The following is a 24,599-nucleotide window of genomic DNA, read 5'->3' on the forward strand; positions in this document are numbered from 1 at the left end:
ACACTACTCATATCTCCAACTGGTTAAATCTGCTCCTTTGGGGGCACTTTCGGCAATTCGTTTCATGATTTTTGGTACGTACATGGAGTTGTACCGTAACCTGCTGATGGCATTGGGCTGCTCTGGGTCGCCGTTCCAGCAATGTTCTGCACGGTCGCCATACAAAACCTCGCCATCGTAATAGGGTTCAGTGGTGCTTTCTAGGAAATCCTCCATCAAATACACCGCATTATTCAGGTAATAATTGTCCATATCACCACAATAGATGTGAATTTTGCCTTTGAGTTTTGGGCCCAGTTTGTTCCAATCCCGCTCCAAAATATGGCGTAAATCGTAGTTTTCTTTCCAATATTCGGCTACTTTATGATCTATATCACCGGTCATTTTATCCCAAAGACGAACAGGGTATCCATCGTCTCCTTGAGGGGAATACGTAGCTTCCCAAATATCCCATTGTTGTCCTGATCTTGATTTGTCGCCCAATACCAATTCCAAATGGTTGCCTTGTCGCAATGTGGACTGAATTTGCCCCAAATAGTTTCTGTGCGCAGGAACCTCCAATTTTTTATGCTCGGAATCGTAATAATAGGCATTGTCATCCTCATAAATATTGGTAAGGCTGTAGGCCCTAAAATCGATAGGGTCAGGACAGGCCGCAAAGCAGCCATTGTATTCATCCGGATATTTCACCTGAACCGCCAAGGCCTCCCATCCACCAGTGGAACCACCGTAAAGAAATCTCGACCAACCTTCGCCAATGCCCTGAAATTCTTTTTCAATGTGTGGAATGAGTTCGTAAGTGATGGCATCTCCCCAAGGTCCTTGACTGGCTGAATTCACCGCGTACGAATCATCGTAATAGGGGGTCGGGTGTTGAATTTCTATTATGAGAAAACGTGGAAAATCGGGTTCGTTCCAGCGTTTGTAAAAATCGTAGGCTTCTTGTTGTTGAATGATATTGTAACCATCCAAATCAAAACGAGCCGAATAATTCGGTTCCAGATTCGGGTCTGGTGGCGTGGTTCTAAATCCACCAAAATCACTTGGAAAATGACCTTGAAAAACCATGAGGGGATATTTAGCCTCTGGATGTTCCTCAAAACCTTTGGGCAATAAAATATGGGCGCCCAAATACATATCGCGACCATAAAATTCAGAGAGCTTTTTCGATTTTAATTTTATGTGCTTGATCCATTCAGTGTCCGCTGGTTCTTCAATGGGCGGGATTTCATGGTCCATGACCACCGAAATGTTTTCCACACCATTTTCGCCCACGGTTATTTTAAAGGGCTTGCTGTACAAGTTACCCGGTGATCTGTTCCATTGCTGTCCCTCCCCGTTGTCCATAGGCAGTTTTACCGTATGTCCTGTACTCAAATTGAAAGTTTCGTATACATGCAATAGGGCTTGTACATTGTATTCTCCCGGTGGCACTTCAGAAAGGCTTGGGTAGGGATATCCAAAAATGGTCTCATCAAAGGTGATGGGTGTTCCAGGAGACATATGATCCACATTCATTCCAAAAATAAGTTGGGTATTTAAACCATCATTGATTTGAAAACGAGGCTCTTTGCCATCATCTGTGGAAAGCATGAGCAGTAAACGGCCATCTTTGTTTTCGGTACTAACCGATTCATCAAAACTAACATTGATGTTATAGGTTGATTCATTTTTTGGTTGACAGGACATCAACAAAAAGGAACAACTTAGAAAAAGGAGTAGGGGTTTGGTCATGGTGGTTGGATTTAGCTGGAAAGATAGTTCTTTTAACCCCACTGACCAAAGTGTAACCTATTAATTATAAGTGTATTCGTTGGGTTCTATATGAATGAGGACATGGCCCAAATTCGGGATTTCTTTCCGCAAATGATCCTTTAGTTCATGTGCAATCCAATGTCCTTTTTCCACGGTAATATTTCCGTCTACAATGGCATGAAGATCTACGTGGAATTGCATTCCCGATTTACGGATAAAACATTTTTCGGTACCCAAAACACCTTCAACTTCCAAAGCCTTTATTCTGATTTCGTCAATAAGGTCATCGTATTGGTGCTCGTCCATAATTTCACCTAAGGCTGGACGAAAAATCAAAAAGCTATTGTAAAGAATAAAACCGGAAGCCAATAGGGCAGCCCAATCATCCGCAGTTTCATATCCCTCACCAAAAAACAAGGCAATAGAAATTCCAATAAATGCCATGACGGATGTAATCGCATCACTCCTGTGGTGCCAAGCATCAGCTTTGAGACTGGAACTTTGAGTTTGTTTACTTTTTCTAATCACAATTTGAAAGGAGATTTCTTTCCAAAGGATAATACCGCCTAAAATGAACAAGGTCCAAGGCTCTGGAACTTTATGTGGTGTTCTAATGTGTTGGATACTTTCGTAAGCAATAATGGTGGCCGAAGTGACCAAGAACGCCACCACAATAAAAGTGATCAAGGGCTCAATTTTCCCATGTCCGTAGGGATGGTTGTCGTCGGGCGGTTTTTCTGCATATTTGAAACCGAGCAATACTAAGAATGAAGAGAAAATATCCGTTGTAGATTCAATGGCATCGGCAATCAACGCATAGGAGTTGCCAAAAAATCCCGCCAATCCTTTTATCAAAGCTAAAGCTATGTTGCCCAAAAGACTGAAATAGGTGGTTCGTATAGCTGTTTTTTCGTTGCTCATGCTTTGCCTCTTAGAGAGTACTAAGATCGTGATTAGAGATTAAATCGAGGGTAAAAAAATCCCCAGCAATTGATGGAAACAACTACCGGGGAATGAAAAAAACAAAACAATTACGTGTGCAATTAACTTTCTGCTACCACAGCTTGGGCAGCGGCTACTCTTGCAATAGGCACTCTATAAGGGGAACAGCTTACATAGTCCATGCCTATTTTGTGGCAGAATTCAACAGAACTTGGTTCGCCACCATGCTCTCCGCAGATTCCTACCTTAAGACCAGGTTTGGTGGCTCGTCCGCTTTCGGTCCCCAATTTTACCAATTGACCAACACCTTCTTGATCCAAAATTTCGAATGGGTCCGCTTTAAGGATACCTTTTTCGATGTAGATCGGTAGAAACTTACCGGAATCATCCCTGGAATATCCGAAGGTCATTTGGGTTAGGTCGTTGGTGCCGAAACTGAAGAAATCCGCAATTTTGGCAATTTCACCAGCAACTAAAGTAGCTCTTGGTGTTTCAATCATGGTACCTACGGAATACTCGACCGAATCTTTACGTTTTTTGAACAATTGTTCGGCGGTAGAATTGATGATTTCTTTTTGTTGTTTGAATTCTTCAACGGTTCCTACCAAAGGCACCATTATTTCGGGCTTGGTATTGATACCTTCCTTCTTCAAGTTCAATGCGGCTTCTAAAATGGCTTGTGTCTGCATTTCGGTGATTTCGGGGTAGGTATTTCCCAATCGGCAACCACGGTGACCCAACATGGGGTTGAATTCTTCCAATTCGGCCACTTTGTTTTTCACGGAGGACAAAGAAATATGTAGGTCATCTGCCAATTCTTTTTGTGTAGCCAATTGATGAGGTACAAACTCGTGTAATGGTGGATCCAATAATCTTACGGTTACAGGAAGTCCGTCCATGGCCCTAAAGATGCCTTCGAAGTCACCACGTTGCATGGGCAATAGGTCTTTTAAAGCTTGTTTACGACCTTTAACGGTATCGGCCAAGATCATTTCCCGCATGGCTTTTATACGATCTACTTCGAAGAACATATGCTCGGTACGGGTAAGTCCGATACCTTTGGCACCAAAACTTCTTGCGATTTCAGCATCTTTAGGGGTATCTGCGTTGGTGCGAACATCCAATCGGGCATAGGTGTCGGCCAAATTCATCAACTCAGCGAATTCTCCACTTAATTCTGGTTCTTTGGCAGCCACTTTTCCTTCCAAAATATTACCGGTTGAACCGTTGATGGAAATCCAATCGCCTTCATGGTATTCGTGTCCGTCAACTTTTAGGGTTCTTTCCTTGTAGTTGATTTTTAAAGCACCTGCGCCAGAAACACAGCACTTGCCCATACCACGAGCAACAACGGCGGCGTGGGATGTCATACCCCCTCTGGCGGTTACAATCCCTTTGGCCACGTTCATCCCTTCTACATCTTCTGGAGAGGTTTCAATACGCACCAAAATGCTGTTTTTGAATTTCACGGCCTCATCGGCAAAGAACACGATCTGACCTGTTGCGGCACCGGGTGATGCGGGTAAACCTTGCGCGATCACATCGGCTTCTTTCAAAGCTTTGGGGTCAAAGATGGGGTGCAATAGTTCATCCAGTTTGTTGGGCTCTATGCGCATTAGGGCCATTTTTTCATCTATTGATCCTTCTTTGAGCAGATCCATGGCAATTTTTACCATGGCCGCACCGGTACGTTTACCATTACGGGTCTGAAGGATCCACAGTTTTCCTTGTTGAATGGTGAACTCCATATCTTGCATATCGTGATAATGGGTCTCCAATTTGTTTTGGTATTCAAAGAGCTCCTTATAAATATCTGGCATCAATTCTTCCAATGAGGGATAGAATTCTTTGCGGTCTTCTTCTGAAATCTGAGCCAATTCTGCCCAACGTTGAGATCCCAATAAAGTAATTTGTTGTGGGGTACGCACACCGGCTACCACATCTTCACCTTGGGCATTGATCAAATATTCCCCGTTGAACTTGTTTTCTCCGGTACCGGCATCTCTTGTAAAACAAACCCCGGTTCCGGAATCTTCTCCCATATTACCAAATACCATGGCCTGAACGTTTACAGCGGTTCCCCAATCTTCTGGGTAGCCGTGCATTTTTCGGTAGTAAATGGCGCGATCTCCGTTCCAGCTGTCAAAAACAGCCATTATGGCTCCCCAAAGTTGGTCCCAAGGGTTGGTTGGGAAGGGTTGACCAGTTCTTTTTTCAACGATGTCCTTAAAGTCGTATACCAAATCTTGAAGATCTTGTACTGTAAATTGGGTATCGTGCTCAATTCTACGCTTGTCCTTTAAGTGATCTATGATTTCTTCAAAAGGGTCCAAATCATCTTTGGATTCTGGTTTAAGGCCCATGACCACACTACTGTACATTTGGATAAAACGACGGTAGGAGTCCCAGGCAAAACGTTCGTTGCCTGTCATTTTTATAACACCTTTTACGGACTCGTCGTTCAATCCCAAATTCAATACGGTGTCCATCATGCCGGGCATGGATACCCGAGCACCGGAACGCACAGAGATTAGGAGCGGGTTTTCGTCATCCCCAAAAATTGCCCCCATTGTTTTTTCGATGCGATTGATGGCTTCGCGTACTTCTGGTTCAATTTTTTTGATGACCACATCCTTACCTTCTAGATTGTATTTGGTACATACTTCTGTAGTTATGGTAAATCCTGGTGGAACTGGAATACCAATGCGGCTCATTTCGGCCAAGTTGGCGCCCTTGCCACCAAGTAAATTTTTCATATCGCGACTTCCATCGGCTTTTTTGTTGCCGAAAGAATACACGCTTAATTGATTTTCTGTGAGTGTTTCCATCTTTATATTGATTAAAGAAATTGACTTGTGCTAAAATTTCTATGTAAAATTAATGGGTATCTGCAGTCCAAAACATGATAAAAGTCAGTTGGAATTCTAGGAATCAAGCGGTTAACGAGTCATGGAAAGTAACATGGCATTAGAAGGTTCCAGGACTATGAAAATCTTTCTCTTTTAGCTGAAAAATTGATAGGTAGGAATACTCCCAAAGCACATAATTGTAAGAAAAAAATTATTTTTTAATTTTAAATAGCTAAAAATCAGTAGATTATAAGATTCATGACATTTATCATCTTTTGATAAAGTTCGCTGAAGGAACTTTGACCCATCAAAATTTTAGAATTATGCACAATCACACTCAACCTCGACAATTGTTCATTTGGAGAACGATATTCTGGATGACATTTCTTTTAATTCCATTTGCACTTTCATCACAAACCTATAAGCTTAGTGGAAATGAAGGTGAAGTGATGGTAACCGGAACTTCAACCCTTCATGATTGGGAAGAAATCGCCGAAAAAAAATCAGGTACCATCGGTCTTGATGTTAGTGGCGAGCTTCCTAAAATCACCACCTTAAAATTTTCCGTAGAGTCGGAAAGTTTAAAAAGTGGAAAAGGGGCCATGGACAAAAACACCTATAAAGCGTTGGAAACTGATGAACATAAGCAAATTGTTTATCAAATGACATCCTTAAAAAGTATCTCAAAGGCCTCTTCGGCCAACACCTATAAAGTGGTCGCAACAGGAAACCTGACCATTGCCGGACATACTAACAAAGTTGACCTTCCTTTCGACTTGACCTTAAACGGCAGCAAAGTAACCCTTGATGGCAAATATGGAATGAAAATGACCTCTTTCGGCATTGAACCTCCTAAAGCCTTAATGGGCACCATTAAAACAGGTGATGAGATTGAGATTCACTACACAACCATTTGGAAATAACAAAAATCAATAAATAAAAACTCAACTAAAATTCAATAACAATGAGAAATACTGTGAAATACGGAGTACTGGCCCTTGTTTTCTTAACTGGCCTTATGGGATATTCCCAAACCCGTAAACTGGATAATTATCGCGAGCCCGACAAAAATGGTATAAACGTTTTTGAAGCACCAAAAGATACCGTTTCAACTTTCGACGGTATAAAAGTAAGAGTAGGTGGATCTTCCACTTTGCAATTTCAAGCTCTGGATCATGAAAACTCTGGTGCTGTAGAATTGATCGAGATCGGTGACAACTTTAACTTGGCAACGGCCAACTTGGATTTGGATGTCGCATTGGCCAAGGGTGTTCGTATGCACTTAAGAACTTACCTATCTTCTAGACACCACCCAGAGCCTTATGTTAAAGGCGGGTATTTTCAAGTGGACAACTTGGATTTCATCAGCCCTGGCTTCTTGGAAGAAACTATGAAGTACTTGACCATTAAAGTAGGTCACATGGAAAACAACTATGGTGATGCCCACTTTAGAAGAACAGACAACGCGCAAGCCATGCACAATCCATTTGTTGGTAACTTGATTATGGATTCATTTACCACTGAAGTTGGTGGTGAGGTGTACTTTAGATCAAATGGTTTTATCGGAATGTTCGGTCTATCCAATGGTAAATTGAACCAAGCTGTGAACAACCCAGGCACTACAGGAGTTTCTATTTTGGCCAAATTGGGGTATGACAGTCAAGTAAGTGAAGATTTAAGATTAAGACTTACTGGCTCTATGTACAGCACTGGAAAATCTGCCAGAACATACCTTTACAGTGCGGACCGTGCAGGATCTAGATACTATTTGGTAATGGAAAACACAGAGGCTTCTACATCTGGTAACTTCCGATCTGGTAGATATGATCCAGGTTTTAGAAACGAGATTACTGCCTTTATGTTCAATCCATTCGTGAAATATAAAGGTCTGGAGTTCTTTGGAACTGTTGAATTGGCTTCAGGGAAAGCGGATGCTGAGAGCGATACAAGAAATGCAACACAATTGGCAGGTGAATTGATCTACAGGTTTGGTAACAGTGAAAACTTCTATGTAGGTACTCGTTACAACACTGTAACTTCTGACGATCCTTCCGGTTCTGAAATTTCTATCGACAGATTCCAATTAGGTGGTGGTGTTTTCTTGACCAAAAACATCTTGACCAAAATTGAATATGTGAACAACACTTACGATGGATATGATACCACAAGTATCTTCCACGACGGTAAATTTAATGGGGTTTTATTGGAGGCTATCATCAGCTTCTAACAAAACATAGGGTTATTTAACGAAACCTAGGGCTTTTTAGCCCTAGGTTTTAATCGTAAAAGGTTATATTTAAATTCATGCTAGCAGCTTTTCCACATATCACCAAATTAATAGGAATCATTACTGTTTCCATGTTGATGACCCATGGTGTTTCCGACCCGGAACGACGCACCAAGGTAAGGGTAGCGGGAGATAGCGAAGTAGTTATATCCGGCACCACCAATGTGAACCAATTTACCTGCAGGTACAACTTGGAGGAAATGGAATTGCCCATACGATTGGTGTACGATGATAAAAAAGAACATATTTTGTTCAACAACGCCAGTTTGCAATTGGCCAACGATTGTTTTGATTGTGGTGGCCGGGCCATCAACAAAGATTTCAAGGAGTTGTTGCAAACAGAGTCACATCCCCAGGTAGAAATGAAGCTCCTGTATGTAGATCCTCCCCAAAAGGAAAATTCTAAAGTGGGTGTGGGCATGGAAATAATAATAGCAGGTGTCTCTCGACGTTATAATGCCGTTTTGGATTGTAATGTGGACAACAAAATATCCGTGAACGGTGTTTTGGAACTAAAACTTAGTGATTTTAATCTTCAGCCCCCCAAAAAAATGATGGGCATGATTAAAGTGGACGATGAAATTATGGTTCGACTTGCAATTAAGATGAGCGAGGTTTAAAAGATAAATTACCTTTTTTGATATAAATCCGTTGGGAAGTAAACATCCAACGGATTTTTTGTTTGATGGACTTCTATTGATTCAATTATTGACAATAAAGCATTATCTTGTGCGGCAGCATAAAAATAAAGATTAACTACAAACAAAAACAATGAAAGTATATTCATCGAAAACAGTAAAGACTATAATTTTTACGCTTTTTATAGCTTTCTGTTCAACAAGCCTTAGCGCTCAGGACCAATTTGGGGGACTTGCCCTTTACACGGTTAGGGACGATATGGGCAAAGACGCCAAGGAAACCCTTAAAAAAGTTGCAGATGCCGGTTACGCCTATGTTGAAGCAGCAGGATATGAAGATGGCAAGTTTTATGGGATGGAGCCAGTGGCTTTCAAATCTTATTTGGAAAGTCAAGGCTTGAAACCAGTTAGTACACACATGGGAATGGTGACTCTGGAAAATGCGGACCAATTGATTGCCGATACAAAAGCAGCAGGTTTCGAGTATTTTACTATTCCAGTTCCACCTATGGGAATGTTTACTTTTGACCGCGAAACCAGATCAATGGGAATGAAGGGAACCATGGAAGAATTTGCCAACATTCTAACTACCATTGGAAAAAAATGTGAGGCAGCTGGCTTAAGATTATTGTACCACAACCATGATTTTGAATTTAAGAAAAATGAAAATGAAGTAGTTCCAATCGAGTATTTATTGGACAACACCGACCCAAAATATGTGAACTTCCAAATGGATTTGTTTTGGGTAACTAAGGCAGGTGCCAGTCCAACCGCTTATTTCGAAAAATATCCAGGCAGGTTCAAACTTTGGCATGTTAAGGATATGGATGAGGAAGGTAAGTTTGCTCCAGTAGGGGAAGGTACCATCGACTTTAAATCCATATTGGCGAAAAAGGAGGCATCTGGAATGGTGAAGTATTTTGTGGAGCAAGACATGACTTGGGACAAAAAACCATTGGAGGTAATTAAAATCAGCCACAAAGGCTTGGAAGAGATAGGTTTTAAATAAAAATGGGTTTGAATTCGAGTAAGTTGCAAGAAAAACGATAAGAATTCAAAAAAATATTTTTTACAATCACATACATTAGTATCTTTGCACCCGCAAAGTCGGGGTCGCGTAGCTCAGCTGGATAGAGCATCTGCCTTCTAAGCAGACGGTCGAAGGTTCGAATCCTTCCGCGATCACATTATAAATCAAGCATTTACATTTTTTATGTAGATGCTTTTTTTGTTCTTGTAACACGTCTGTTGCACAAACAGATTTTTAAAGCACCATTTTTAGCTAGAGCTTTCCTTTTTTATTGTCCTAAGAATAGGGGGGATTAAATGAAAATTGTAGTTTTTTCATTGATAGGTAAACTCCTTTATTATTTCCTTTTTATTCGTAGAGTTGTCCACAAAACCCCCATAATTATGAGCTATAATTTTATAAACCTCTGACTAATTCACCTCTGGCATTGATATGAACTTAATTAACTTTTTGTGTTATATAATGGGTAGTGGAACGGGCAACCAAATGCAACCTTAAAATGATAAGTTATAAGCTAACAAACCATTCTAAGTTTTATTTTCAAATAAAATAAGCTAGGGCGTTTTCGAACATTCTACTTTATTTACATAGTTCGTATCAGGAAACCGCGCTCTCGGAAACATCCACTTTCTTTACTGTTCGTCCCTTTTGGATGATTAACCTTGCATCTTCCAAAATCAAGTATAAACATGGAACGATCACCAAGATAATGGCCGTTGCAAACACAATACCGAATCCTAATGAAATAGCCATCGGAATTAAATAAAAAGCTTGACTAGAGGTTTCCAAAATGATTGGTGCCAATCCGCCAAAGGTGGTCATGGTGGTCAAAATTATCGGACGGAACCTTCTTAATCCAGCTTCGTGAATGGATTTGTATATAGGATCCCCTTTTAATCGCCGTTTATTGGCGTAGTCGATCATAATCAAAGAGTCGTTGACCACCACTCCCGAAAGTGCAATAACTCCCATTAAACTAACCAACGAGAGATCATATCCCAGTAGAATATGTCCGATCACTGCTCCTACGATTCCAAAAGGGATTGCCGTCATCACGATCAAAGGTTGTACGTAGCTACCAAAGGCTATGGCCAAAAGGGCATAAATCAATAGCATGGCTATGGCAAAACCAGCACGAAGCGTACTGGTGCTTTCTCGCATATCGGCCTGCCCCCCCTCAAAAGTCCAGGTTATTCCGGGAAAATCAGCTCTAAGTTGCGGTAATGTCTCTTCTTGCACCTTTGAAATGACCCTGTTTACCGAGTTTGCGGGTTCCACATCCATTCCTACATTGACGACTCTACGGCCATCCCTTCGGTTAATGCTTGTAAAAGCTTCTCGCTGTGTTACTTCAACAACATCCATTAGGGGCACTTCTATGCCATCCTGCGTCCGAACCAGGAAATTTTCAAGGTTTCTAATGTCCTTACGTTCCTCAATGGGCAATTTTACTCGGACCTCAATCTCATCCATTCCCCTTAGTTGTCTCATGGCCAAGGCACCAAAAAATCCATTCCGTACCTGTCTTCCCACCTCGTCGGAGGTAAGGCCCAAGTTTCTACCTTGAGGTAAGAGGTTAAAATCATACTGTAATTTTCCTTTGTTGTAATTGTCCGTTACATCACGCGTATTAGAGAATGCCTCCATACGTTCCACAAAGGCCGTACTGGCCTTTTCCAAAACATTAATATCGTTATGACTTAAATCTATACTAATGGCCTGCCGAGCACCGCCTGGACCGCGTTCTGCTTCAAAAGTTATTTGGTCAACCCCTTCAATATCCCCGATATTGTCACGCCATAGGGCAATCACTTCCCCGGCGGTAATGTCTCTTTGATCAGGCGGTAACATTACAATCTCCACATCAATAAAGTTCTGTCCCCTTACGTTGGTTTTGATGCCTTCTGCGACCTCGTACAGATTATGTTCATCGAACATTCGTTGGGTGGCATCAGAAATATCATGTGCTACCTTTGCAGCTTGGTCGGGCGTGGTACCGACCGGCAGACGTACGCCTGCTTCGATCTCATCAGCGGCCACCTCGGGCATCATGATCATTCCCATATGTCCACTATAGCCATATCCACTCACAATCAAGAGCAGGGCAATGGCACTGGACAGTGTAATATATCGATGTTTCAAACATATGTCCAATATAGGACGGTACCGTCTGTCTACAAATTCATTGAACTTGTTGGCAAAAGCACTCTGCCAGGTTTCCAATTTATGTACCCATTTGTTTTTGCTTGGGTCCTTTTTTAAATGGGCCAAGTGAGATGGAAGAATAAACAGCGCCTCCATCAATGATACAGCTAAGATCACAATCACAACTGCAGGTAGGGGTTGCCAAAATTTTCCAGTTTCCCCCGGCATAAAAAGCAAAGGGACAAAGGCAATAATGGTGGTCGTTATACTGAACACCACGGGCAGTGAAACATCCTTGGTTCCTGCAATGGCAGCTTTTATGGGACTTAACCCTTTTTTTCGGTATTCGTACACATTTTCTCCTACCACAATGGCATCGTCCACCACAATACCCAGTACTACCAAGAATCCGAACATGGAGATCATGTTGACGCTAATTCCGATAAGGGGCAAGAAAATTATACCACCAATAAAAGAAACCGTCATCCCCATCATGACCCAAAAAGCAAGTCGATATTCCAAGAATAAAGTGAGAATCAACAATACGATGATGATGGCCAAAACGCCATTTTCAGTAAGCAAAGACAGTCGTTCTCGATAATCGGATGCCCTATTGCTGTCCGTACGGAAATTTACCCCGGGCGGAAGTTGAAAATCTTCTAAAATGTCCATGGCCACATCCTCGATATCCATTGGGGATTGATCACCAATCCGAAATATTTGGAGCTCCACATAGTTCTCTTGGTTGAATTGCCCATGAAAACCTGTTTCCACAAAGTCATCGGTAATGGTTGCTATATCGCCAAGGCTGACCTTGGCTCCCGAAGGTGTTGAAACAATGGTGATGTTTGCAAATTCGTCTGCCCATTGTTTGCGCTCCTTCATCCGTAGCAAAATTTCGCCACTCTGGGTTTGCACAGCTCCTGCAGGAACGTCGTTGCTACTTTGACGGATAATTCCTGCTACCTGCCCAAGGGTCAGGTTATATTTTTGAAGATTGTTTCGGGTTATCTCGATGCGGGTCTCATAATCGGGTACATTGTTAAGTTCCACTTGGGTTATGGCAGGATTGCTCAACAAAATGGTCCGTAATCGTTCGGCAAGAATACGTAGCGTCCAAATGTCCGCTTTTCCGTAAAGTCCAATCTGCAGTACATCCTGCTGTCGGGATCGTAGGCTGACTTCCGGTCGTTCAATGTCATCGGGGAATGTTCGGATTCGGTTAATCGCCTGATCAATGTCTTGAAACACCTTCATGCGTTCTGAGCCTGCTATCAGTTCAATATTAACTTGAGCAGAACCCTCATTGGCCTGTGACACAATTTCTTTGATGCCCTGAACGCTTCGTACCGCTTCTTCCAAGGGTTGGAGCACCCCTTGTTCCACCTCGGCAGGCGATGCTCCAGGGTAGGCCACGGATACATCGACAAAATCAAGCTGAAATTCTGGAAAAACTTCTTTTTGGATGGTGTACATGGTAAAAATGCCGCCACCCAGAAGAATCAGCATCAACAAATTGGTGGCAATGGAGTTTCGTGCCATGTAACCAATGGCACCCTCTTTTCTCACTTTTTTATCTGAATCCTTTTCCTCCATCATCACATTTTTTAGTCATTTTCATCTTCTGAATCTCCTACGGAACCCGTCCGTAGTTCTATTCCATTAGTGACCGTACTCAAATTAGTGGTCACTATTTTTTCTCCATCGGCAACACCCGATTGTATGTAAGCATACTGGTTGTCGGTAAGTATGATGTCCAATTCCCGTATTTCCAATAGATTCTCTTTCATGACCCATGCGGTTTGGTTGGTCCTGACCAAATCTCGATCAATCCGTACCACATCTTGAATGGAATCTGCCTGAATTTTAACTTCCACAAATGTCCCGATCATTAGTTTGGGAGCTCCTTTTAATGTTTCGGACGTTGCCAATGGGTCGTCCACCCGAACCAATACCCTTGCCAATCTGGTTTGATTGTCCAAGGCTCCAATTTGTCGGTCTAAATACCCTTCTCGTAGTGATCCAGTTGGCCAGGCAGATGAATTTTCTATATGGACTATGGATCCTTTCTCTTTATTGGATTCTGGAAATTTTAGCCATTGTAAACGGGAAATCGGCACGGTTGCCATCACCCAATAACTATCGGTTCCTACAATTCTTCCTAGGTTATCACCTTGGGCCACTTGACTTCCCACAGTTACATTTTGACTTAGGATGTGGGCATCGAAGGGAGCTTTGATCGTGGTGCGTTCTAGATTCAATTGTGCTTGGTTCAAAGAGGCTCTTGTTGCCTCAATATTTGCTTTTACCGCATTTAATTGTGGTTGACGGAGCACCAGCTGTGTTTCGTTGTCGGAAAGTGGGTCGTCCCCAAAAAGTGAATCGTTATTGATGAGTTGAAGATCTTGCTCGGCAATCTTTTGACGTCCCATTTCGGTGGCCAAAGCGGTTTCGGATTGCAATAGCTCACTTTTTCGAAGCTCCAGTGTATTTTTGTAGTCCGCTGGATCTATTTGCAGTAAAACTTCTCCTTTTTTTACGAACCCCCCAGGGCTAAATGCAGGATCCCTACGAATTATTTGACCTGATACCAAAGGACTAAGAATTACATCTTCAATTGGCTGTACGGTCCCTGTAGCTACTATGGTTGGGGCATAGGTTCCTTTTTCCACATCGATCACATCGACCAAAATGGCCGTTTCGATGCTGGCTCCTTCACTTTGTGCCTCGGGTTCGGTGGAGAAAATGAGTAGGGTGACCAATAATCCTCCTCCAAGTATGGCCAAACAGATCCAAATTAATTTTTTATTGCTCATAGAATTCGTCTAGTTTACTTTTTTGATTTTCTATACTTCTTCCGGTATCGAAGCCACCTGCCAAAGCACGATACAGGGCAATTCTGATTTGTATGTGCTGTAATTGAGCCGATACCAAATCCCTGCGCAGTTGTTGTTCTTGATCCAGCCCCAGTAAAACATCTAAATAAGGACTGAATCCATTGAGGAATTCGACTCTTAACTGTTTGTTGCTTTTTTCGGCCAATTCTAGTTGTCTGGTAATGTTTGTAAGTCGTTCCGTCTGTTTCATATCTTGAACCAGCGCATCTTCAACTTCGCGAAAAGCAACCAATGTGGCCTGTCCATATTCAAAAAGGCGTTGCTCCTTAATTGCAGTGGTCCTGTCAACTTCAGCATTGAGTTGTCCGCCATAGAAAATGGGCGCCAAGATATTTCCGGCTAGGGAATAGGCCCAATTGTCAAAAAGATTGTCAAAGTTGTTGGAACGTAGCTGTCCTCGTCCACTTAATGTGATTCTCGGGTATTTGTTTTGAACAGCGGATGCCATATCCCTATCGGCGGTCAATAAAAGCGCAAATGATTGTTTTAAATCGGGTCTTCGCCTGATCAAGTCCAGCGGCAAGCCTGCCGCAGGCAGTTCTGGCACCATAGGCAGTGAACTTTTCGCCAAAATAATGCCCTCTTGGGGTTGCTTTCCCACAAGAACGGCCAATTGGTTTTCAATAAGTTCTATATTGGTCTCAAAAATGATTTTTTGTTCTTTCGTACTCTCCAACAATTGGGCTTGGCGTAAAATATCCACGGCCCTAATTTGCCCACCCACAAATCGTGAGCGAATAAGTTTGATGATGGCTTCGTTTGTTCTTATCTGATTGTTGGTAATCTGCAGCTGTCTTTTAGCAGCCTGCAACTGATACCATGTCGAGGCAATTTCCGCTGAGAGGGATATGGAAAGAGTTTCATAATCAAAGTAGCTGGCTTCCGACCTGAACTTCTCTGCGTTCACAGCAGACCCTATTCGCCCCCACAAATCGAGTTCGTAGCTCGACAAAAAACCCAATTGTGTATTTTCACCACCAACAAAGTCGGGTTCAGGCAGCGTTCTTGCCGTTTGAGCGGATGCTTCAATGGATGGCCATTTATTGGAGGCTTGAGATTTGACCGATGCTCTTGAGGCTAAAAATTGTTGCCAAGTGGCTGCCAGTTCCATATTGGATTGCATGGCACTGTCGATCAGTCTGTTTAAGTTTTCATCTTGAAATTCTTCCCACCATTTATCGGTAGCCAATGTATCGCCATTACTATTGAAATCCTGCAACGTTTCTATAGGTAGCGATATATTTGAATATTTTGGGGAACAATTGTAAAAAAGTATTCCTGAAAACGTAAATAGCGTCAATATCAATACATATTGCCACTGCTTTAGCCTTGTATTATTACTTAGTTTGCTGCTTTTTTCCATTGCCTTGATTTGAAAAATCGTGGCTATTTTAAAACACCACCTTTATAATTAAATGAATTTCAATGGATTTAAGAAAAAAAACCATTTCAACAACGCTATGAATACGCTAAACAGCAATCTTCTGACTTACATCGTAAGTTGAGGATTTTGTTCTTTTCTTCGTTGTTCTTAAAAATTGATAAGTATGCGTTTTTTTAAATCATTACTTTCACAATAAAGTAATTGAGTTATCTGTGAGAAAAGAAAACGAGAGAATTGATTTTGAATCAAACTCATCGAAAGAGAAAGTGAACGTACCCTATAAATACATTATAAACATCGAAAGTTACGTGCCATTTCCAAGATGCGACCAAAGAACGTTATGGCTGTTTTGAGATCATTATTTTTATAGAAAATCCCTGCATTTACCAAAGTTCAAAAAAACGATTCATTTTTCTATTAACAGACATCACCCATTTTGGGGTTTGGGTAATTGTCTGATTGGTCTTCCATAGTATTGTCCAAACAGGCAAAATCCTTTTCCAACAACAAGGAAAGTACTTTACCATTGCCAATCGGCATTGTGTTTTGATAACCGACTTTGTCCGAAGTAGCCCAACTGGAACATGCATCTTTCGGTAAAAAAAGAGTGATTGTATTGTCGGCAAAATCGGCTTTCATGGCATTAATTCCTTCTTTAGCTTGTAGCACATAGTTGAATTCACTGGTCCCGAAATGGGTTGTTTCCGAATAGACACCTTTTTCACAGAAAGTTTCCACTTCCGTTTTAGTCAATCGGTACCGTATGGAATCACCTTTTATTCTAATTTTCATTTTCAATGCTTTTAAGATTCTTTTTCTTGCTCTCTTTTAAATGATAATTGATCGTCACCCGAGTACCTTCTCCCGGTGTAGAACTTATAAACAATCTTCCGTTGATGTAACTGATTCTTTCTTTCATAAAAAATACCCCCATGCCGCCCTCGCTATTGTTCTTTGGAGGATGCTTTAAAATAGCGGGATCAAAACCTTTCCCGTCATCATCAATTACCACGCTTAAAAGGTCATCGGTAAAATTAATGGTGACCAAAATATAACTGGCATTCGCATATTTAATGGCATTGTTCACAGCCTCTTGGGTAACTCGGTAAATATTGGTTTCCGCTAAAGAATCAAAACGGATGTGCTCCTCGGCCTTGTTTTCGAACAATATGTTTTTCCCGGTTAATTTGCTCAATTCCAAGGTCATTTTTTGCAGGGCGGGAAATATGCCATGGTCGCTCAATTCTGGTGGGGTTAAATTGAACGTAGCCGTTCGTACTCCTTTGATTAAATCGGCCGTAAGATTTTTGAGGTATTCGATTTTCTCTTTGGTTTTTTCCTTGTTGGTAAGGTTGATGGACTCAATATTGAACCGCAATGCCGTAAGCATCTGTCCAATGCCATCGTGGATATCCTTGGCGATACGTTTACGTTCTTCTTCCTGACTTTCCACAATCAAACTGGCCTGAATCTGCTTTTGTCGCATCCGTTCCTCGTAGTTCTGAACCCGGAGCTGCTCCAACTTTTTTTGATTCTGAATTCGCTCGGTAATATCGGAGCATAGCAAAAGTACATTATGCTTTTTACTGGACTGGTGAATGGGGATGATGGAAATATCCAACCATAGGTTTTTTCCTGATTTTGTTTTGATTTCAATTTCTTCCGAGCGAATATCCCGTCGCGGTTTGGTCAAGATTTCACGCAAGTATTGCTGTTGTCCAGTATCTTCAGTCAATATTTCTGAAAGTTGTGCATTGGTGGACAAATCTTTCTGATCAAGCAAAGCCAAGAATTTTTTGCTCATAAAAACAACGGAACCATCGGATCGTGTACTCGCGAAAAGCGCAGCATTGTCAATTACAAAATTCAGTTCCCGAAGTTCCTGAAGCGACTTTTCTTTCTCTTGAACCACTTTTTTGATTTCTATGGCATCCTTTTCCGATTTTATCTGGCTTTTGACCAAATCCCGTATGGTTTCCCGAATCTGAATGGAAAGGGGTCGGAAAATAAAGAGTACTTCCAATAACAATATGCCAAGCGAAAAGGCCAAGAGCGCATATTCCTTAAACTTTAAGTTTTCAAGTTGGTCTTTGCTGATGCTGTCGTATTCGTTTACGATCTCATCCATTTTGGACAAAAAATCGGATTCATTGGCCAGTAAGATTTCAACCTGGGAATCGGTTTGTGCCGATCCTTCGCTTGAAAGTAAATTTTCCACCGCATTCACCATGGCTTTGTGATGAACGGATACCTCTTCAAAAAGGGCTAAAATGGTCTTATTATTTTCTTTGGGCAATCCGATGCTGTCATTGCCATTTTGAAGTCCATCATGGGATGCTTTCCAAACCCATAAAGTTTGATTTAGTTTAGATAACAATTCCTCCCTTTCATTTTCGGAAAGCGCAACGTTTTGAAGAAGCAAGGCTTCCTTAACCAATTTTTGGCTGTAGGCACGTTGTCTTCCTGCCACATTAATGACCCTGGAATCGTACAATTGTCCGTCCAAGTGCCGTTGAATCAATATTTGGGCCACAATAATGGTCACAGCAATGGCGGCAAGGGCTAGGAGGTACCATTTTCGTATCCTTATAAATGTGGATACGTCCAATGCCTGTTGTTGGTTGTTTCTATCCATTGCCTTTTTGATATTCTTTTATGTGTTGGATAAAGCCTTTTTTACCAAGGCCAGTCCCTCTGCTGAAAGCGATAATTTAAGGGCGGCCTCATGACCTTTTGCCGACATTTTTTTCCAAGTTTTTTGAAGGATGGAAATCATCTTGGCTTCATCGTGCTTGTGCAAAAAGGGTTCGTAATAATATTTCAAGAAGACCAGACAGATTACGTCTTCCAACGTTTGGGTATCCTCATCTTTTTTCAACTGCTTTTTGAGCAATAAAAATTTCACCCTATCTATTGTTTCTTTATTGTATCCTACCTGTTCTAAAATTGAACTTGCCTTTTCCGCATGGAACTTTTTTAAATCCTGACGCCATTTAAGATAGCCCACACGGTTCATTTCGTAGGATTCCCGAGGAATTTCCCAACGGCAAATATGCTGACAACGTGCAGTTAATTTCAATGCTTCTGTGGCATCTGGAGCAAATTCATCCAATAGTTGGGTCATTCGTTTGGCATACAACAACTCTTTTGGTTGTTCCATGCCATTTTCAACCTCTGTATTGGGGTCTTTGGAATTGGCCTCGTCAAATAAACGAAATGCCTCTTGAAGTTTACTGGGAGTACCCATTAGAAATGATTTTTCTAAAGCTATTCAGAAAAACCAATATACACAAAGCCATCTTCAATTTTAATGGGATAAACAGCTATTGCGGGCAGGTCTCCATTCAAATTTTCCCCCGATTCCAGTGAAAACGTTTTTTTGTGCATTGGGCAGGCTACTTTTGCAATGCCATCGGCATCTCCAAGCATTCCTCTGCTTAAAACCATTTCCATTTTGTGTGGACAAAGGTTTTGGCAAGCGTACCAAGATTGTTTGCGTTTGTAGTGGTACACTGCAATTTGTTTGTTCTTGTATTTGATGCAGGCCCCACCATTTTCTGGAATATCGTCAACGCTGCAGGCTTTGAACCAAACGGAAACGGTTGTAGGGTCTACGGAGGTATATTCAGATAAAATTGATTCCATAATTACAGTGTTTAGTTGGTCCAAGGTTCTGGCATTTTTTGCTCTCGCATGGGAACAAATACCATATTATCATCTCTGTCTTCTGTATTGACAAAATGGGAGAAGCGTTTTTTCATTTCTTCTGATTCCACAGCCTGTTTCCATTCGCATTCATATTTATCGACCAAGGATTGCATGTCCAGCTCCAATTCTTCTCCTAGGTTCAGACTATCCTCCACCACAATGCGTTTCAGTTGCTCTATGCCTCCTTCCAACTTATCCAGCCATGCTGCGGTGCGCATAAGCGGTGCGGCCGTACGGATGTAGTACATTAAAAATCGATCTAAATATTTGATTACGGTTTCGTTGTCAATTTGCTCCGCCAATAGCAGAGCGTGTTTTGGAGTGGCACCACCGTTTCCACATACATAGAGGTTCCATCCACCATCCACAGCGATAACTCCAAAGTCTTTGCCACGGGCTTCCGCACACTCCCGAATGCAACCGGAAACGCCACCTTTGAGTTTGTGAGGAGATCGTAAGCCTTTGTAGCGGTCTTCCAGTTCAATCGCAAAACTTACACTTTCGTCCATTCCATAGCGACACCATGTGGAACCTACGCAGCTTTTTACGGTTCGTAGTGATTTGCCATAGGCATGCCCACTTTCAAAACCGGCATCAATCAGTTTTTTCCAAATCGCAGGAAGATCATTGAGTGCTGCACCAAATAAGTCGATACGCTGTCCGCCAGTAATTTTGGTGTACAAATTGTACTCTTTGGCCACTTCACCGATCACAATCAGTTTTTCGGGAGTTATTTCTCCCCCAGGGATTCTAGGAACAACCGAATAGGAACCATTGCGTTGGATATTGGCCAAGAATCGGTCATTTGAATCTTGGATTACATCTTCCTTGTTGGCCGTATCGTTGTAAATGGTTGCAAAAATGGAGGCCAAAGCAGGCTTGCACACCTCACAACCATCACCTTTGCCGCATTTGTCCAAAGCCTCATCAAAAGTTTGAATGTTTTTCACTTTTACAATGCCGTATAATTCCTGACGCGTGTATTCAAAATGCTCGCAGATGACATCTTTTACCTCTTTCCCCATGGATTTTAAGGTCTCGTTGACCAAATCCACCACCATGGGTTTACAGCCCCCGCATCCCGTTGTGGCCTTCGTCAATCCAATAACGTCTTTTAAGGAATTACAGGTACCCTCTTTTATCGAGCTACAGATGTTTCCTTTGGAAATGCTTTCACAGGAACAGATTTGAGCGGTATCCGGTAGGTCCATGGCACTGCCAAAAGCAGAACCACCATCGCCACGAGCACCCACGATCAATTCTTCTGCATTTTCAGGAAGACTCATGTTGTTGAGGTACATCTGGTGCAAAATGTTGTAATCATTGGCATCACCTATCAAAATTCCGCCCAACAAGGTTTTACCATCGTGGCTCACATTGATACGCTTGTACAAATGCTTGGTTTTGTTTTCATATATAATCGACAATCCTTTTTCGGCCGGCATATAAGGAGTGCCAAAACTGGCCACATCAACGCCCATTAATTTCAATTTGGTCGACATGTCAATGTCATCCGGCATCAAAACCTCGGTATTTCCTAAGATTTGATTTGCTGCCACATTGGCCATATCGTAACCAGGGGCCACAAGGCCATAGATCATTTGATTGTAAAGGGCAACCTCTCCAATGGCATAAATATTTGAAATGGAGGTTTCCATTTTGTTGTTCACCACGATTCCGCCTCGAGTGCCCATGTCCAATCCGCAGGTTTTTCCAAGCTCGTCCCTTGGGCGAATACCGGCTGAAATAATCAGCATATCCACATCCAATTGGTCATCTTCGCCAAAATCCATGCCTTCTATGACGCTTTCCCCAATAATTTGGTTGGTAGCCTTGCCCAAATGAATTTGGATACCCATGGATTCCAATTTCAATTGGAGCACATTACTGCTGCGCGTATCCAGTTGTCTGGGCATCAATTTCGGGGCAAACTCCACCACGTGAGGTTCCAAACCCATATCCAAAACAGCTTTGCCAGCTTCTAGTCCCAATAAACCCCCGCCCAGTATTGCTGCACGACCATCGGACTTAATGGCCTTTATTTGTGCGGCATAGGACAACATGTCTTCAAGATCTTCAATGGTGCGGTACACAAACACTCCTTCCTTTTCAACGCCTTTTATTGGGGGAACAAAGGGAACGGAACCGGTAGCCAGTACCAAATGATCGTAGGAATAGGTTTTCCCCGAAATGGTACGAACTTCTTGGGTTTCGTTGAGAATGTCCGTGACCCTTTCATTGGTGATAAGATCTATATTGTTGCCACTATACCAAGAAGCGGGGGCTAGTTCCAATGCTTTAGCGTCTTGATTTCCGAAATACTCACTTAAGTGAACCCTGTCATAAGCGGGTCTTGGTTCTTCGCCAAAGACCACAACTTTGAATGCGTCGCTAGCTGAATGTGCCCTGAACTTCTCACAGAACTTATAGCCAACCATTCCATTTCCTACTACAATAACTGTTTTCATATGCCAAAGATTTGAAATACGATTCAAAACTAAGTATAATTACTTAAATAAATACTGATTTTTTACAAATAATTACGTATTCTTGTTGTCAAATTGATAAAATGTACAAGCATTAATCTTAATAATAAGGTATTACTATGAAAGCGAGAGTAAGTTTGGTAGGTGCTGGGCCTGGTAGTTCGGACCTAATAGCAGTAAGGGGTTTACGAGTTTTGAAATCCGCAGATGTAGTTTTATACGATGCTTTGGTCGATGAAGCATTGCTATGTGAAATTCCACAACATATTCCTAAAATATACGTAGGTAAAAGATGTGCTAAGCATAGCTATACGCAGGAAGAAATCAATACCTTACTAGTAGAAAGTGCATTTACTTATGGGCATGCTGTTCGATTAAAAGGAGGAGACCCGTTTGTATTCGGCCGGGCTTCCGAAGAAATTGAATATGCCCAATCCTTTGGGCTGCCTGTGGAGGTAGTGCCCGGAATTACCAGTGCGATTGCTGTTCCGGCAAGTCAAGGTATTCCCGTAACCAAAAGAGGGGTCAGTAGTAGTTTTTGGGTGCTTACAGCCACTACTAAAGAGCATGGGTTTTCTAAAGATTTTGAGTTGGCGGCCCAGTCATCCGCAACCTTGGTCATATTGATGGGTGTGCGTAAACTAAAGGAAATAGCAGATTCCGCCATGAAATATAGAAGGGGTAGCACGCCCTTTGCTGTAATTCAAAATGGCACTTTGACCTCAGAAAGTTGCCTAGTGGGAACCTTATCGGATGCAACACACATATATAAGGAATTGGATTGTACCAAGCCCGGTATCATTGTTATAGGTGAAGTGGTGGCCGATCATAACTTCTTTTATGAAGATGAGATACAACGAGTACTGCAGTCCACCCTTTGATTTTAAATCCCGATCATGGATATCGAGATCCGAGTCTGGAAATTTTTAGCATTCCTCAATTTGACCCTTTTCAAAAATCCAATTTCATAAATCTCATTGAAATTCAGTATAAATACGTAATAATACTTAGATAATTAGAAAATGATACGTAGTTTTACTCTGTAATTTATGATAACCATTATAAAAGTACCGCTTTATGAAAACAAACATCACAAAATTCTCTAGCCTTCTATTGATGGTAGCCTTGGTGGCCTGTGGAGGAAAGAAAGAAAAAAAAGAGGGGGATATTGCCCAGGCGATTGATACTGCCCCTGCATTGGAAATTGAAAAACCACAATTGACCTTTGGTTTTATAAAATTGACGGATATGGCACCTTTGGCCATTGCCAAGGAAAAAGGATTTTTTGAAGATGAGGGACTTTTTGTTTCCGTGGAAGCACAATCCAACTGGAAGAATGTGTTGGACCGAGTAATAGACGGACAATTGGATGGTTCCCATATGTTGGCAGGTCAACCGATAGCTGCGGGAGCAGGATTTGGTCGTCAGGCAGAATTGGTAACTCCTTTTTCCATGGATTTGAACGGAAATGGGATAACGGTTTCCAATGATGTTTGGTCAAAAATGAAACCAAATGTCCCGACTGGGGATGATGGAAAACCAGTACATCCCATTAAAGCGGATGCCTTAAAACCTGTAATCACGGAATATAAAAATAGCGGAAAGCCCTTTAAAATGGGAATGGTATTTCCTGTATCAACCCATAACTATGAGATTCGGTATTGGTTGGCTGCCGCGGGTATCCATCCAGGATTGTATACGGCCGATAATGTTCAGGGCCAGATTGATGCGGAAGTGTTGCTTTCTGTGACCCCTCCACCACAAATGCCCGCAACTCTGGAAGCAGGGACCATTTATGGGTACTGTGTGGGCGAACCTTGGAACCAGCAAGCTGTTTTTAAAGGTATAGGTGTTCCGGTTACCACCAATTATGATATCTGGAAAAACAATCCGGAAAAAGTGTTTGTAATGACCAAAAAGTTCGTGGAAGAAAATCCAAACACGGCCATTGCAGTGACCAAAGCATTGATCAGAGCGGGAAAATGGTTGGATGAGCCTGGCAATAGGGCAGAAGCGGTGAAAATCTTGTCCATGCCACAATATGTGGGTGCCGATGAAGTGGTGTTGGCGAATTCCATGACAGGAACCTTTGAATTTGAAAAAGGGGATAAGCGCGCCATGCCCGACTTCAATGTATTCTTTAAATACCATGCAACCTATCCTTTCTATTCTGATGGCATTTGGTTCTTGACCCAAATGAGAAGATGGGGACAGATTCCTGATTCAAAACCAGCAGCGTGGTACGAGGAGACCATCAAGGATATTTACCGTCCCGATATCTGGAAAAAAGCTGCTGACGCATTGGTGACTGAAGGCCATCTTTCATCAGGGGATATTCCTTCAACGGATGGATACAAGCCAGTAACAACCGATTTTATCGATGGCAAGACCTATGACGCCAAAGACCCCATTGGGTATATCAACAGTTTTAAAATTGGAAACAAAGAGGATGATTCATCCCTATAAATCTTAATAACC

The 24,599-nt window shown here is 41.9% G+C and carries 17 protein-coding genes and 1 tRNA gene; 7 read left to right on the forward strand and 11 right to left on the reverse strand.

Translation table 11 applies throughout. The features are described 5' to 3' along the window. Positions 1-3: 3 nt before the first annotated feature. From ABT310_RS12180 to ppdK, 3 genes are all read right to left on the reverse strand, one after another. Positions 4-1,734 carry an alpha/beta hydrolase-fold protein gene (locus tag ABT310_RS12180; protein ID WP_375324159.1) on the reverse strand — a complete coding sequence of 577 codons (1,731 nt, stop codon included), beginning with the start codon at positions 1,732-1,734 and terminating at the stop codon, positions 4-6. Positions 1,735-1,794: 60 nt separating this feature from the next. Continuing rightward, positions 1,795-2,676: a cation diffusion facilitator family transporter gene (locus ABT310_RS12185; protein ID WP_375324160.1), complete on the reverse strand. Its 882-nt coding sequence runs from the start codon at positions 2,674-2,676 to the stop codon at positions 1,795-1,797. 122 nt (positions 2,677-2,798) lie between these two features. After that, positions 2,799-5,525 carry a pyruvate, phosphate dikinase gene (gene ppdK / locus ABT310_RS12190; RefSeq protein ID WP_375324161.1) on the reverse strand — a complete coding sequence of 909 codons (2,727 nt, stop codon included), beginning with the start codon at positions 5,523-5,525 and terminating at the stop codon, positions 2,799-2,801. A gap of 398 nt (positions 5,526-5,923) precedes the next feature. On the opposite strand from ppdK, the gene ABT310_RS12195 reads away from it, so the two are divergent. From ABT310_RS12195 to ABT310_RS12215, 5 genes are all read left to right on the forward strand, one after another. Next, on the forward strand, positions 5,924-6,469 hold the full coding sequence (locus tag ABT310_RS12195) for a YceI family protein (protein WP_375324162.1): 546 nt from the start codon (positions 5,924-5,926) through the stop codon (positions 6,467-6,469). A gap of 41 nt (positions 6,470-6,510) precedes the next feature. After that, positions 6,511-7,773, forward strand: coding sequence for a hypothetical protein (locus ABT310_RS12200; RefSeq protein WP_375324163.1), 1,263 nt, complete (start codon positions 6,511-6,513; stop codon positions 7,771-7,773). 77 nt (positions 7,774-7,850) lie between these two features. Next, complete coding sequence (locus ABT310_RS12205) at positions 7,851-8,453, forward strand: YceI family protein (protein ID WP_375324164.1); 603 nt, start codon at positions 7,851-7,853, stop codon at positions 8,451-8,453. A gap of 151 nt (positions 8,454-8,604) precedes the next feature. Then, positions 8,605-9,480: a sugar phosphate isomerase/epimerase family protein gene (locus tag ABT310_RS12210; protein ID WP_375324165.1), complete on the forward strand. Its 876-nt coding sequence runs from the start codon at positions 8,605-8,607 to the stop codon at positions 9,478-9,480. 102 nt (positions 9,481-9,582) lie between these two features. After that, a tRNA-Arg gene (locus tag ABT310_RS12215) sits at positions 9,583-9,656 on the forward strand. Between the two features lie 442 nt (positions 9,657-10,098). On the opposite strand, the gene ABT310_RS12220 is transcribed toward ABT310_RS12215, so the two are convergent. The 8 genes from ABT310_RS12220 to nirB form a co-directional block, all read right to left on the reverse strand. Then, positions 10,099-13,245, reverse strand: a complete 3,147-nt coding sequence (locus ABT310_RS12220) for an efflux RND transporter permease subunit (RefSeq protein ID WP_375324166.1) — start codon at positions 13,243-13,245, stop codon at positions 10,099-10,101. 8 nt (positions 13,246-13,253) lie between these two features. Beyond that, positions 13,254-14,462 carry an efflux RND transporter periplasmic adaptor subunit gene (locus ABT310_RS12225; protein ID WP_375324167.1) on the reverse strand — a complete coding sequence of 403 codons (1,209 nt, stop codon included), beginning with the start codon at positions 14,460-14,462 and terminating at the stop codon, positions 13,254-13,256. After that, positions 14,452-15,906 carry an efflux transporter outer membrane subunit gene (locus ABT310_RS12230; RefSeq protein WP_375324168.1) on the reverse strand — a complete coding sequence of 485 codons (1,455 nt, stop codon included), beginning with the start codon at positions 15,904-15,906 and terminating at the stop codon, positions 14,452-14,454. Before ABT310_RS12230 ends, ABT310_RS12225 begins: the two co-directional genes overlap by 11 nt. Positions 15,907-16,344: 438 nt before the next feature. Then, positions 16,345-16,719, reverse strand: coding sequence for a hypothetical protein (locus tag ABT310_RS12235; RefSeq protein ID WP_375324169.1), 375 nt, complete (start codon positions 16,717-16,719; stop codon positions 16,345-16,347). Then, positions 16,709-18,562: a type IV pili methyl-accepting chemotaxis transducer N-terminal domain-containing protein gene (locus ABT310_RS12240; protein ID WP_375324170.1), complete on the reverse strand. Its 1,854-nt coding sequence runs from the start codon at positions 18,560-18,562 to the stop codon at positions 16,709-16,711. The genes ABT310_RS12235 and ABT310_RS12240 overlap by 11 nt, the downstream gene beginning before the upstream one ends. 18 nt (positions 18,563-18,580) lie before the next feature. Further along, positions 18,581-19,174: a DUF4202 domain-containing protein gene (locus ABT310_RS12245; RefSeq protein ID WP_375324171.1), complete on the reverse strand. Its 594-nt coding sequence runs from the start codon at positions 19,172-19,174 to the stop codon at positions 18,581-18,583. Positions 19,175-19,194: 20 nt separating this feature from the next. Then, positions 19,195-19,572, reverse strand: coding sequence for a nitrite reductase small subunit NirD (nirD, locus tag ABT310_RS12250; RefSeq protein ID WP_375324172.1), 378 nt, complete (start codon positions 19,570-19,572; stop codon positions 19,195-19,197). Between the two features lie 11 nt (positions 19,573-19,583). Next, positions 19,584-22,103 carry a nitrite reductase large subunit NirB gene (gene nirB / locus ABT310_RS12255; RefSeq protein ID WP_375324173.1) on the reverse strand — a complete coding sequence of 840 codons (2,520 nt, stop codon included), beginning with the start codon at positions 22,101-22,103 and terminating at the stop codon, positions 19,584-19,586. A gap of 137 nt (positions 22,104-22,240) precedes the next feature. On the opposite strand from nirB, the gene cobA reads away from it, so the two are divergent. Both cobA and ABT310_RS12265 read left to right on the forward strand, forming a co-directional pair. Next, positions 22,241-23,002 (forward strand): uroporphyrinogen-III C-methyltransferase, encoded by a 762-nt coding sequence (cobA, locus tag ABT310_RS12260; protein ID WP_375324174.1) that lies wholly within the window; start codon positions 22,241-22,243, stop codon positions 23,000-23,002. 196 nt (positions 23,003-23,198) lie between these two features. Further along, positions 23,199-24,587, forward strand: coding sequence for a CmpA/NrtA family ABC transporter substrate-binding protein (locus ABT310_RS12265; protein ID WP_375324175.1), 1,389 nt, complete (start codon positions 23,199-23,201; stop codon positions 24,585-24,587). Positions 24,588-24,599: the final 12 nt, after the last annotated feature.

Source organism: Flagellimonas cixiensis (assembly GCF_042134615.1).
Taxonomy (GTDB): Bacteria; Bacteroidota; Bacteroidia; order Flavobacteriales; family Flavobacteriaceae; genus Flagellimonas; species Flagellimonas cixiensis.